12 protein-coding genes are annotated in these 12,544 nt (G+C 68.8%); 8 read left to right on the forward strand and 4 right to left on the reverse strand.

Features of this window, described 5'->3' with window-relative positions; translation table 11 throughout:
• Positions 1-5 precede the first annotated feature (5 nt).
• Both FS845_RS22105 and FS845_RS22110 read right to left on the reverse strand, forming a co-directional pair.
• Entirely contained in the window at positions 6-1,130 is a 1,125-nt protein-coding gene (locus FS845_RS22105) for a SpoIIE family protein phosphatase (RefSeq protein ID WP_222130020.1), read from the reverse strand.
• A gap of 635 nt (positions 1,131-1,765) precedes the next feature.
• Positions 1,766-4,252, reverse strand: a complete 2,487-nt coding sequence (locus tag FS845_RS22110) for a penicillin acylase family protein (protein WP_144639405.1) — start codon at positions 4,250-4,252, stop codon at positions 1,766-1,768.
• Positions 4,253-4,556: 304 nt separating this feature from the next.
• Between FS845_RS22110 and FS845_RS22115 the strand changes: the two genes are divergently transcribed.
• The 4 genes from FS845_RS22115 (at position 4,557) to FS845_RS22130 (ending at position 7,125) form a co-directional block, all read left to right on the forward strand.
• Entirely contained in the window at positions 4,557-5,225 is a 669-nt protein-coding gene (locus tag FS845_RS22115) for a DUF2242 domain-containing protein (RefSeq protein ID WP_144639407.1), read from the forward strand.
• Positions 5,226-5,276: 51 nt separating this feature from the next.
• A complete protein-coding gene (locus FS845_RS22120; protein ID WP_144639408.1) occupies positions 5,277-5,609 on the forward strand; it encodes a four-helix bundle copper-binding protein in 333 nt (110 codons plus the stop codon).
• A gap of 77 nt (positions 5,610-5,686) precedes the next feature.
• On the forward strand, positions 5,687-6,049 hold the full coding sequence (locus tag FS845_RS22125; RefSeq protein WP_144639410.1) for a T6SS amidase immunity protein Tai4 family protein: 363 nt from the start codon (positions 5,687-5,689) through the stop codon (positions 6,047-6,049).
• Between the two features lie 173 nt (positions 6,050-6,222).
• On the forward strand, positions 6,223-7,125 hold the full coding sequence (locus FS845_RS22130; RefSeq protein WP_144639412.1) for a DUF72 domain-containing protein: 903 nt from the start codon (positions 6,223-6,225) through the stop codon (positions 7,123-7,125).
• Here the strand turns inward: FS845_RS22130 and FS845_RS22135 are convergent.
• Positions 7,052-8,260: a hybrid sensor histidine kinase/response regulator gene (locus FS845_RS22135; protein ID WP_260986398.1), complete on the reverse strand. Its 1,209-nt coding sequence runs from the start codon at positions 8,258-8,260 to the stop codon at positions 7,052-7,054. The two genes, FS845_RS22130 and FS845_RS22135, sit on opposite strands and share 74 nt — an antisense overlap.
• Positions 8,261-8,483: 223 nt before the next feature.
• Here FS845_RS22135 and FS845_RS22140 point away from each other — a divergent pair, with 223 nt between their 5' ends.
• A complete protein-coding gene (locus FS845_RS22140) occupies positions 8,484-8,786 on the forward strand; it encodes a DUF3303 domain-containing protein (RefSeq protein ID WP_144639416.1) in 303 nt (100 codons plus the stop codon).
• Positions 8,783-9,772 carry a Bug family tripartite tricarboxylate transporter substrate binding protein gene (locus FS845_RS22145; protein ID WP_144639418.1) on the forward strand — a complete coding sequence of 330 codons (990 nt, stop codon included), beginning with the start codon at positions 8,783-8,785 and terminating at the stop codon, positions 9,770-9,772. Before FS845_RS22140 ends, FS845_RS22145 begins: the two co-directional genes overlap by 4 nt.
• Here the strand turns inward: FS845_RS22145 and gcvA are convergent.
• Complete coding sequence (gcvA, locus tag FS845_RS22150; RefSeq protein WP_186332378.1) at positions 9,741-10,649, reverse strand: transcriptional regulator GcvA; 909 nt, start codon at positions 10,647-10,649, stop codon at positions 9,741-9,743. The genes FS845_RS22145 and gcvA overlap by 32 nt on opposite strands.
• A 198-nt stretch (positions 10,650-10,847) precedes the next feature.
• Between gcvA and FS845_RS22155 the strand changes: the two genes are divergently transcribed.
• Positions 10,848-11,636: a class II aldolase/adducin family protein gene (locus tag FS845_RS22155; protein ID WP_144639704.1), complete on the forward strand. Its 789-nt coding sequence runs from the start codon at positions 10,848-10,850 to the stop codon at positions 11,634-11,636.
• A 12-nt stretch (positions 11,637-11,648) separates the two neighbouring features.
• Positions 11,649-12,527 (forward strand): amidohydrolase family protein, encoded by an 879-nt coding sequence (locus tag FS845_RS22160; protein WP_260986399.1) that lies wholly within the window; start codon positions 11,649-11,651, stop codon positions 12,525-12,527.
• The last annotated feature ends 17 nt before the right edge of the window (positions 12,528-12,544 follow it).

The raw sequence follows: 12,544 nt of genomic DNA on the forward strand, positions 1-12,544 counted from the left end.
GCTCATCAATGTTCCTGAATACGGGCACAAAATAAGGTGACGTCGTCGCGACGGGCCTGGGTGCCCTGCCATTGCGCCAATGCCTGCGTCAGCCTCTCGCACAGCGCGACGGCCGACTCGTCGCGGTGCGCCAGGAGCGTGTCGCAGGCGCGGCGCTTGCCGAACGCGATCTTGCGCGGGCCGCCGATCTGGTCGGTCAGGCCGTCGGTGGTAATGAACATGAGGCTGCCCGGGGGCAGCTCGGCGCGGACGCCGGTCCAGGCATAGTCTTCGTGGCTGTCCACGTAGCCCACGCCCATGCGCTGGCCCGCCAGCGACTCGAATTTCTCGGCGCCGGGACGCAGCAGGTGCACCGCGATGCGCGCGCCGGCGAAGTGCAGCTCGTGGCGCGCGGTGTCGAACCAGAAGAAGGCGGCATCCAGGCCGTCGTCGGATTCGGGGGTTTCGTCGACCCCATGCACCTGGCCCAGCAGGCCCTTCACGCTGCGGTTGACCGCCGAGAGCAGCGCCGCCGGATCGCGCGGCCCCAGTTGCTCGAGCGCCTTGGACAGGGCCGACGAGGCGATCAGCGTCATGAACGCGCCGGGCACGCCGTGGCCCGTGCAATCCGCCACCGCGCCGAACCAACCGTCCGGATGCGCCGCGAAATGGTAGAAATCGCCGCCGACCACGTCGCGCGGCTGCCAGACCAGCGCGGCGTTCTGCAGCGTGTCGGACAGCGCCTCGCGCGAGACCCGCAGCATGGCGCGCTGGATCACGCTGGCATATTCGATGCTCTGCATGATCTGGCGGTTCTTCTCGGCCTGCATGGAGGCGACGGCGCTCATCAGCTGCAGGCCGTTGCCCAGGCCGTTGAAGCGCCCGTCACGCGTGACGATGAAACCGTCGGCCAACGCCTTCTCGCCGAACTCGACCGTCTTGAAGGTCAGCTGTTCGATGCTCATGTTGGCGTCGACGATCAGCGGTTCCTTGTCCATGAAGGCGATGCAGCTCTTCTTGTCGTAGAGCTCGCGATGGAACGGCTTGCTCATCTGCGACATGAAGATGCTGCGGTTGATCAGCCCGATGGGGCGTCCGCCTTCGACGACAGCCAGGCTCGTCATGTCGCGGCGCGACGAGAAGATCTCCATCACCATGGAGTTGGTGCCCGACACGTCGATGGTGGGCAGTTCCTGGGACAGATCGCCTGCGCAGCGATGGTCTCCCGGCGTGTCGGGACGACGGAAAGGTGAAAGCGCTGCGTGCATACCCTGGTCATCCGGCTGAATTACGCTGGATGCTAGTTCCTCGATATTTAGGCCGTGTGACAGCCGATGGAATTTGGCTACTGAATGATACATCTATACAGGTGCCTGGGACGGTAATTGGACGCCGCATCCTGAAATCTGGGACCGAATTACCGTGCTTGATCGGAGGGACGCGAAATCGCGCGTGCGCGGACCGTGGGGCGGGTCTTTTATTGTTCTCTTTGCCAGCCCTGGGACGCACCTGGCGCCGCCGTGCCCCGCCGCGGAAAACCCGTACCTGCCGGCCAGGATTATACCGGGCGGCATGCCGCAGACCATGGTCTGGGCGCACTGGCGCGACCGACTTTGCGATTGTTGATTCGGCCGGTGCCGGCGGCCGCGCCCGACGCCGGACGGGTCCGTCCAGACGCCCCCTTTCCGTATCCCGATCCCAGAAAATGAAAGAGGCCGGCGCGATGCCGGCCTTGCCTCGTGCGCCGCGCCGGGCGGCGGCGCGCCGCCCGTCCGGGTCGCTGCCCTCAGCGCGGCGCCGGCGCGGCGGCCGTGCCGGCGGCGGGACGCAGCAGCAGCTTGTCGCCCGTCTCGCTCTCGACCTTGGCACGGCTGAACGCCATCGGGAAGTATTCGCCCGTGGCCCAGCCCTTGAGCAGGTCCTTGTAGTGCGGGCTGCGCGGGTCGGCGGACTGGCCGGGCACGTTCTGCACCACCGAGTTGTCCCAGTTCGCCACGTCGATCACCTGGCGGTACGACGAGCCGCTGATCTGGCGGAAGTCGGAGCGGCGGAAGGTGCCACGGTGCACGGTGTCGTTGTCGCCGCCCACCGGATAGCGCGGCGTGGCGAAGGCCTGGGCCGTCTGCGGATTCAGCAACGGGGTCAGCGCGTGCTCGAACTGGATGTGGTGCAGGTTGCCCCACTGCCACTGCGCCTGGTCGTTGCCCACCTTGGCCCGCAGCTTGGCCATGCCGTCGGCCAGGGCGGCCAGCAGCAGCGCGTCGCGGCCTTCCTGCGGGCGGGCGCCGAACGCCGTGTCCGGGCTGGCCAGCTTTTCCAGCACTTTGCTGGTGGCCAGGCTGCCGATGATCTGGCGGCCGTTGGCCGGCACGTACAGGGCGCTGACGCGCGCGACCACCTCGGGCATCCAGAACTCGTATACCGTGGCCGCCTTCGAGTCGGCATCCACGCGGCCGTCCCAGTCCTTCAGCAGTCCCAGGCCATCCGAGACGCGCGGATCGGCCGCATTCAAGGCGCGGGCGTATTCGGCCATCTTGCGGGCCGGCAGCGACAGGTTGTCGTACTGCAGATCCTGCGAGGTCTTCACGGTGGCGCCCTGCACGCCGCTGAGCACTTCGCGGATGCGCAGCACGCGGTACGGGTCGGCCCACGAACGGCCCGACATCTCCTTGTACGGGAACTCGTTGGGCAGGTTGTACTCGTTGGCGGTGGCGATGTAGCCCTCGGCCGGGTTGTAGATGTTCGGCAAGGCGGTGGGGTTCAGGAAGCCGTTCCACTCGAAGGTGCCGTCGCCCGGCACCGGCAGCATGCCCGACCAGTCCTGGCGCGGGCGGATCGGCGCGATGCTGCCGCCGAACCAGCCGATGTTGCCGTCCACGTCGGCGTACACCATGTTCTCGCTGGGGGTGTAGTGCTTTTGCATGCCCGCCACGAACTCGTTCCAGTTCTGCGCCTGGTTCAGCCGCAGGCTGGCCAGGTAGGCGGCCGTGCCCGGAAACTCCAGGTAGGCGGCGCGCAGCGCGTAGGCCTTGCGGTTCACCGGATCCTCGAAGATGACCGGGCCGTGCCGCGTGAACTTGACCTGCGCCTGCACGCCGGCCTGGCCGCGAACGGCGATGGCCTCGTTCACGCCGCGCATGTTCTCCCAGGCGCCGCGGTAGCGGTACTGGTTGGGATTGGCCGGGTTGGTGTCGTAGACGTACAGGTCTTCCTCGTCGGCGAAGGCGAAGATGGTCAGGCCGAAGGCGATGCGGTCGTTGTGGCCCATCGACACGCCCGGCAGCGAGGGTTCGCCCGCGCCGATGATGTTCCAGCCCGGCGCGTTCAGGTGCACCATGTAGCGCAGCGACGGCATGGTGATCGAGCGGTGCGGGTCGCCCGCCAGGATGGGCTTGCCGGTGGCGGTGCGCTGGCCCGACAGCACCCAGTTGTTGCTTTCGTAGCGCGGCGCGCTCGGGTCGAACTGCGGGTCCAGGGCCGCCAGGCGGGTGGACGACAGCGTCTCGGCCAGCTTGGCGCGTTCATTCATGCCCAACGGGCTATTGGGGAAGTCGGCGGCCGTGAAGGCCTGGCCGTCTCGCGCCAGGTTGTAGCTGGACAGCACGTTCTTGTTGATCTGGCGCACGTCCAGGCCGGCCGGCATCTGCAGTGCGATGGGCGGCTCGAACACGCTCAACGACTGCACGGCATTCAGGCCCACGGCGTTGACCTGCTCTGCCATCTTCACCTCGTCCTTCACGTTGCGCGTCAGGCCATAGATGCGGATCAGCGAGGTGGTCGGGCTCCAGTAGCCCGGCTGCGTGCCGGTCAGGCGGAATTCCTCGGGCATCTGGTCGGGATGCGCGCGCACCCAATCGACGTAGGCGTTGATGCCGTCGGCGAAGGACGTCAGGATGGCCTTGCCGCGGGGGTGGTAGCTGGCGAATTCGGCTTCAAGGTCGCCGCGGTACAGGAACATGCGCGCGGCACGGTCCTGCTCGACGAAGCGCGGGCCGAACTGTTCGGCCATCTTGCCTTCGCCCTGGCGGCGCCACAGGTCCAGCTGCCACAGGCGGTCGCGCGCGGCGGCGAAGCCCTGGGCGTAGAACAGGTCGTGCTCGTTCTGGGCGTAGATGTGCGACACGCCGTGCTTGTCGCGCAGGATCTCCACGGGCTGCGTCAGCCCCGGCATGTCGATGGCGGCCTGTTCGCCGCCGCGCGTGGCGCAACCGCCCAGGAACGCGACAAAACCCGCCGCCAGGCAGACGCCGGCGTACCGCTTCAGTGCATGCATGCTCTTTCTCCCTCCGAGGTGTCCCGGCGGGCCCGTGCCGCCGGTGCGGTTCCGAGCGCGGCGTGAAGCTTGTAAGTTGGGGATGCCGCGCCCCGTGCCAGCACGGAAGACACTACGCGTTTTGTCCCCGCGCGGTTGTTTCTTCTCAGGTTACAGATGTGTTGATGCGCGTCGCTGCGCGGCGCAGGCAGGCCGGGACGCGCCGGGCGGCGCGTTACAAAGCCAACCCCGCGCACACGGATCGAAGCACGTGGGCGGCGCGGCCCGGGTCGATACTGGGCATTTACCCTCTTGCCGGATACCCATGACCCGCGCCTCTTTCGTTGCCCTGCCCTGCGCCGCCGCGCTCGCCGTGCTGGCCGCCGGGTGCTCCTCTCCCAAGGCCGCGTACGAACAGGAAAACTTCGCGCAAAGCACCACCAACACGTTCTCGCGCAAGTACGACGCGCCGCCCGCGCGCGCCTGCGATGCCGGCCGCCGCGCGCTGCTCAGCCAGGGCTACAACATCGACAAGGCGCAGGCCGATACCGTGTCGGGCCACAAGAACTTCCTGGACGAAGAGAAGGCCAACACGCAGATCACCGTCACCATCAACTGCTCCGGCGAAGGCGGCGACGGCAAGTCGCTCGTGTTTGCCAACGCGGTGCAGGACAACTTCTCGGTGAAGAAGAGCAACAGCTCCGCCAGCGTGGGCGTCAGCGTGCTGGGCGCCGTGTCCCTGCCGTTCGGCTCCAGCGACGACTCGCTGGTCAAGACCAGCAGCCTGACCGTGACGCGCGAGGCGTTCTACGGCGGGTTCTTCGACCTGCTGCAGCATTACCTGCCGCAGGCGCAGGACGCGCCGCAGGCGGCGGCCCCGGCCGCGGGTGCGCAACCGCAATCCGGCGAGGGCGCCTCGAACGCCAACGCGTTGTCGCCCGCCCAGACCGGTGTGAACGCCCCGCCCGCCACCGCGCCGGCAGCCAAGCAATGAGGCATCGGAACACCGCTTGCTGAGTCCCTGCTTTCCAACAGGAGACTCGCCATGAACTCGTTTTCACCCGAAATGCAGTCGTGCATCGACGATTGCCTGGCCTGCCACCAGAGCTGCCTGGGCTCGGCCATGGGCCATTGCCTGGTCCAGGGCGGCCGGCACGTGGAGCCCGAGCATTTCCGCCTGATGCTCGCTTGCGCGCAGATGTGCCATGCCGCAGCGCAGATGATGTTGATCGGCGTGCCCCATCACCGCCATGTCTGCGGCGATTGCGCCACGATCTGCCGCCAATGCGCCGACAGCTGCGACGCGCTGGACGGCATGGACGATTGCGCCGCCGCTTGCCGCCGCTGCGCCGACACGTGCGAGCGCATGGCGGCCTGACAGCGGCCCGGCCGCGGCGGGCGGGTCTACAATCGCCGGCTCATTCGCAACTCTGCGCACTCGCCATGTACATGCCCATGCGTGCCCGCGCCCTGCTGGCAACGGCCCTGCTGGCCGCCGCGCCCGCCACCGGCCAATCCCTGATCGAGACCTACTCGCAGAAGACGCTGCTGAAGAACTGGGCCTTGAGCGTATGCCTGGCCACGGTGGCCAGGCATGCCGACGAGATCGACGACGCCAACAAGACCGCCAGCGCATACATGGAGTTCGGCCATCAGTCCGCCGAGGATTACGAACGGCTGAGGCAACTGGCGACGTCGTATGCGCGGCGCCAGTATGGCGGTTCGGTCGACAGCGACTTCAACACCATGAAGTGCATCGACCTGTTCCACAGCAAGGAACTCGATACGCTGGCGGGCTCGCTGGCCAGGCGCAAATAGCGGCCCGTTGCGCGTTGCGTCGGGAGCCCTTGCTCGCAGGGGCGCCGTGCGCCGCGCCGTCGGTACGCGGCTTGCTGAGTGCGGCGCCTTCCGCCACGACATCGGAGATCCGCCATGTACGCCACGCGCCTGCTCGCCCCGCCCCCCTGCCCTCCGTTGGCACAGGCGTGACCATGGCGGCCTCGTCCATCCGCATCGGCATCTCGGGCTGGCGCTATGCGCCGTGGCGCGGCGCGTTCTATCCCGAGGACCTGGCGCAGGCCCACGAGCTTGCCTACGCGTCGCACCAGGTGCCCACCATCGAGATCAACGGCACGTTTTATTCGCTGCAGCGGCCCGAGCGCTTCGCGCGATGGCGCGACAGCACGCCGCGCGGCTTCGTGTTCAGCGTCAAGGGCAGCCGCTACATCACGCACGTGAAGCGGCTGCGCGAGCCGGAGGAGGCGCTGGCCCGCTTCTTCGCCAGCGGCGTGTTCGAACTGGGCGACAAGCTGGGGCCCTTCCTGTGGCAGCTGCCACCCTCGCTGCGCTTCGACGCGGGCATCGTCGAGGGCTTCCTGAAGGCACTGCCGCGCACCACCCAGGCCGCCGAGACTCTCGCGCAGCGCCACGGCGCGCGCGTGGCCGGCCAGCCGATGCCTCCGCCCGGCAAGCGCCGCGCGCTGCGCCACGCCATGGAGGTGCGGCACGAGAGCTTCGCCTGTCCGGAATTCGTGCAGATGCTGCGCCACTACGGCGTGGCGCTGGTGACTGCCGACACGGCCGGCAAGTGGCCGCTGATGGAGGACGTGACGGCGGATTTCGCGTACCTGCGTCTGCACGGCGATGCCGAGCTGTATGCCAGCGGCTATACCCAGGAGGCGCTGCGCGACTGGAAGCGCCGCATCCAGGCCTGGTCGGAAGGCCGGGAGCCGCGCGGCGCCCGCCGGGTCGCGGGGGCCGCGAAGACCGGGGCCGGCACGCCCCGCGACGTGTACTGCTACTTCGACAACGACATCAAGGTCAAGGCGCCGGGCGATGCGCGAGCGCTGGCCCGCCTGCTGGGCCTGCCGCTGGCGCCTGATCCCCCGCCCTGAACCCCAGCGGGTCGAGCATGCGGGCGCCGCCCTGCGGCACGCGGCGCGGAATGGTGAAGTTGAACTCGGTGCCCTGCGGGGGCGCCGACAGCGCGCCGACCTCGCCACCGTGGGCCTCGACGAAACTCTTGACGATGTACAAGCCCAGGCCCAGGCCCTGCCCGCGATCGGGACCGCGGTGTTCCATGGCCCCCGAGCGGAACGGCTCGAACACGCCATGCAACTGGTGAGGCGGGATCACGCCGCGGTTGCCGACCCGCACGGTGATGCGCTCGGCATGGCGGCCGTCGACCTCGAGCCAGACGGGCGAATCGGATTCACCGTGCTGCAAGGCGTTGCCCAGCAGGTTGGACACCACCTGCGCCAGCCGGTCCGCATCGGCGTCGCCGTGGACGTTGCCGCGCACCTCCAGCTTCACGCGCTGCGGCGCGGTGACGGCCAGCTCATCGACGATGTGCGCGCACAGCTCGGCATAGTCCGTGGGCGCGATCCGCAGCACCAGGCCGTTGGAGCGGATGCGGGCCACGTCCAGCAGTTGCTCGACCATCTTCGACATGCGCGTGGTGCTTTGCTGGATGCGCTGCGCGGCGGACAACGCCATGGGGTTCTCGGAGATCTTGACCAGGATGGCCGCCGCCGTGGTCACCGCGGACAGGGGATTGCGCAGGTCGTGTCCCAGCACGGCCGTGAACAGCTCGTTCAGGTGCAGCGCGCGGCGCAGGGCCTGCAGTTGGCTGTCCAGCGTGACCTTCTGCGTGTAGAGCTCGACGAAGACGTTGACCTTGCTGCACAGCACGCGCGGGTCGATCGGCTTGTACAGGAAGTCGACCGCGCCGGCTTCGTAGCCGCGGAAATAATGGTCCCGCTCCAGCGCGGCGGCGGTCAGGAAGATGAGGGGAATGTGCCGGGTGCGCTCGCTGCCGCGGATCAGCTCCGCCAGTTCGAAGCCGTCCATCTGCGGCATCTGCACGTCGACCAGCGCCAGCGCGACCTCTTCGGCCAGCAGTATCTCCAGCGCCTCGACGCCTGACGAGGCCTTGCGCACGACGAGGCCCGGGCGGGCCAGCACCGCTTCGATGGCGACCAGATTCTGTTCCACGTCGTCGACGACGAGGATTTTGATGTCGGGGGACACTGCGGAAGCTCCCGTCATGAGGAAGAGGAATAGGGACGCATGGGACGATACCGCCAACGGGGGGGTCCCGCCAAGCCGCCGTCTTGCGGTGTCGCCACCGGCGGCGCCACGGGCTGATTATTTTTTCTCATGGATTCTTGAAATATCGTCGCTGTCGCGATGCCAACGCCGCTCCTATGATTCGTGCCTCGAATGCCGCACAACCATAAAGAGGAGCACGCGCATGCTATTTCTCGTGATCAGCACCCCCCGCCCCGAACGGCCCACCACCCTGATCGGCGCACGCAGCCGCTATTGGGACTGGATGCGCCCGCTGCTGGAAAGCGGCATGGCCCGTTCGGTGCACGCGCGCGTCGGACGCGGCGCCGTGGCGCTGTTCGACGTCGATTCGAACGCCACGCTGCACCGGCTGATGAACGAATGGGTTGACATCATACCCGCCCATCTCGAAGTCTACCCGCTGCTGGACGAGGACAGCGCCAAGGCCTACCTGGCGACCCAGACGCCGTCGGGAGAGCCGGCATGAAGGCCGCGCGCCGCGGCTGCCTGCGGGCGCTGGGCCGCACGGCCCTGGCGGCCGCGCTGGCGGGCTGTGCCTGGACGGCGCAGGCGCAGGGCTTTCCGGACAAGCCGGTGCGCATGATCGTGGCGTTCCCGGCGGGCGGCGGCACCGACATCGTGGCGCGGCTGGTCGCGGAGAAACTGGGCCGCCTCTGGAACACGCAGGTCATCGTCGACAACCGCGGCGGTGCGGGCGGCGTGATCGGCACCGAGCAGGCGGCGCGCGCGCAGCCCGACGGTTACACGATCTTCATGGCCACGCTGGGCAACCTGTCCATCAACCCGCACCTGTACAAGCTGAACGTGGATCCGCTGAAGGATCTGGCGCCCATCTCGAACGTGGTGGACGTGCAGTTCGCGCTGGTGGCCAATCCGGGCCTGCCGGCCAACGACGTCAAGGGGCTGATCGAGCTGGCGCGCAAGCGGCCCGGCCAGATCAACTTCTCGTCGTCGGGCGTGGGCGGCGCGCCGCACCTGGCGGGCGAACTGTTCAACCAGATGGCCGGCGTGCAGCTGATGCACATCCCGTACAAGGGCAGCGGCCCGAGTTTCGCCGACCTGCTGGGCGGCCAGGTGTCGATGACCTTCGACAGCCTGGTGCAGTCGCTGCCCTACGTACAGAGCGGCAAGCTCAAGCCGCTGGCGGTGCTGGCGGCCAGGCGTTCCGCGCTGCTGCCGGACGTGCCCACCATGTCCGAGGCCGGCGTGCCGGGCTACCAGTTCGCCAACTGGTTCGGCCTGGCGGCGCCGGCGGGCACGCCGGCCGACCGCATCCAGGCGCTGAACCAGTCGGTGCGCAAGGTGCTGGCCGATCCGGCCGTACGCGCCCAGCTGGCGCAGATGGGCGCCGAGCCCGCCGACGGCACGCCGGAGCAGTTCGGAGAACAGATCCGCGCCGACAGCGAGAAGTGGTCCCGCATCATCCGGGAACGGCGGATCCAGGCGCAGTGACATGGGCCAGCAGCCAGTTGCGGAAACAGGCGATCTTGCCGTCCTCGGCACGCTCCTGCGGACAGACCAGGTGGTAGCCGCGCCGGCGCCGCAGCACCAGCGGGTGCGGCGCCACCAGGCGTCCCGCCGCCAGGTCGCGTTCGAGGTAGCGCAACTGGCCCAGCGCCACGCCCAGCCCTTCGGTGGCGCATTGGTAGATGACGCTGAGGTCTTCGTAGTACATGTCGCCCACCGCCATCCGGCGGCTGCCGCCCGCCGCCCGGATCCAGTCGGGCCAGTGCTGCGGCCGGCGGTTGGAATGCAGCAGCGGCAGCGCCAGCAGGGCTTCCGTGGTGCAGGGTCCGGACAGGCGCTGCGCCAGCTCGGGCGCCATCACCGGCGTCAGCGCGTCGCTGAACAGCAGGTCGCTGCGCAGGCCGTCCCAGGGCCCGTCGCCGTAGACGATGCCCACGTCGGCCTCTTCGCGCGCGAAGTCCACGCCCTGCACGCCCGCGGCCAGGCGCACGTTGATGTCGGGATGGTCGGACTGGAAGGCGGGCAGCAAGGGAATCAGCCAGCGCACGAACATCGTGGTGTGGCCGCGCACGGTCAGCACCTGGGTGGCGCCGGTCGATACGACTTCCTGCGTGGCGCGCACGATCTGGGCGAAGGCGACGTTCAGCGAGGCCGCGTAGCGCTCGCCGCCGGGGGTCAGGCCCAGGCGGCGCGCCCGCCGCTCGAACAGCGGAAAGCCCAGCCAGGTCTCCAGCGCCTTGATCTGGTGGCTGACCGCGCCCTGGGTGATGTGCAGCTCTTGCGCGGCGTCGGTGAAGCTGAGGTGGCGCGCGGCGCTCTCGAACACGCGCAAGGGGTTCAGCGGGGGAAGTTGTGGATTCATGGCGCATCCGGGTGTCTCGGCCCGGCTCATTAGGTTTTCTGAGGTTCTGGTGAATTTTTCTAGATGGTCGGCACGTGGCCCGCTACCTATCATCCAAGCAGGCAGGAGCCACGCCGCGCGCGCATTCCGGGCACGCGCGCCCTATCCGCCGCTCATTAGTTTTTATTATGCCCGGGCAGGAGCAGCACAGTGAACACGATGCGATACGGAACCGGTTTTCCGTCGTTGCGGGACGTGGTGGATCCCGCAGAGTGGCAGGCGCGCAAGGACCTGGCCGCCTGCTACCGCCTGATGGACCGCTACGGCATGACCGACATGATCTACAACCACATCACGGCGCAGATCCCCGGCAGGCAGGACCGGCTGCTGATCAACCTGTACGGCCTGCTGTACAAGGAGATCACGGCTTCCAGCCTGGTCGAGATCGACTACGACGGCAACGTCGTGCGCAAGCCGGACACCGACTACGGCATCAACAAGTCGGGCTACGTGATCCACGGCTGCATCCATCGCGCCCGCCCCGACGTGCATTGCGTCATCCACACGCACACGCGCGCCGGCATGGCGGTCGCGGCCATGCGTTGCGGGCTGCTGCCCATCACGCAGACCGCGTCGCGCTTCCATGGCCACATCGCGTACCACGCATTCGAGGGCCCGGCGGTCGACCTGGACGAACAGAAGCGGCTGGTGGCGGACCTGGGGCCGCACAATGCCATGATCCTGCGCAACCACGGCCTGCTGGTGTGCGGCGCGTCGGTCGCGCAGGCCTTCAACTTGATGTACCAGCTGGAGATGGCCTGCCGCACGCAGGTCGACGCGATGTCCGCCGGCATGGACCAGGTGCTGCTGCCCGGCAACGACGTGCTGGAACGCTCGGCGCACCTGTACCAGCCCGGTACGCGGCGGCCCTACGGCGAACTGGAGTGGCACGCCATGCTGCGCCTGCTCGATGCCGAGCCCGGCGGCTATCCGTCCCATGCCAGTTGAAGGGGCAGCACCATGACGATCGATGAAGCCCTGCCCCCGGTGCCCGACGGCGCCTGCGATTGCCACGTGCACGTGTTCGGGCCGGCGGCACGCTATCCATTCGATGCCGCGCGCACCTACACGCCAGGCGACGCGCCGCTGGCGGCGCTGCGGGCGCTGCATCGCGGCCTGGGCGTGGCGCGCACGGTGATCGTGCAGCCCAGCCCCTATGGTACGGACAACCGCTGCCTGCTGGACGCGCTGGCCGAGCTCGACGGCGCCGGCCGCGGCGTCGCGGTGATCGGCGCGGAAACCACGGACGCCGAGTTGCGCGCCATGCACGAGGCGGGCGTGCGCGGCGTACGGATCAACCTGGAGACCGCCGGCGAGCACGATCCCGGCACGGCCTGGAAGCGCATCGACGCGGCCGCCCGGCGCGTGGCCCCGCTGGGCTGGCACGTGCAGACCTATGCCGGCCTGGACACGCTGGCGGCGCTGGCCGGCCGGCTGGCGGACCTGCCCGTGCCGCTGGTGGTGGACCATTTCGGCCGCGCGCAGGCCGCGCAGGGCATCGCGCAACCGGGCTTCGACGCCCTGCGTGCGGCACTGCGCGCCGGCCAGATCTACGTGAAGCTGTCGGCGCCCTACCGCGTCTCGCGCCAAGCGGACTACGCGGACGCGGCCCCCATCGCGCGAGCGCTGATCGACGCCAACCCCGAGCGCGTGCTCTGGGGCACCGACTGGCCGCACCCGGGCTCGGCCGCCGGCGTGGCGCTGTCGCGCGACGGCGTCACGCCCTTCCGTGCCGAGGACAATGCGCGGGCCCTGGCGCGCTGCCTGCAATGGGCCGGCACGGCCGAACGCGCGCGCCTGCTGCTGGCCGACAATCCCGCCCGGCTGTACGGGTTCTGAAGACGTCCGGCGCCGTC

The organism is Bordetella genomosp. 13, assembly GCF_007679965.1.
Classification (GTDB): domain Bacteria; phylum Pseudomonadota; class Gammaproteobacteria; order Burkholderiales; family Burkholderiaceae_B; genus Bordetella.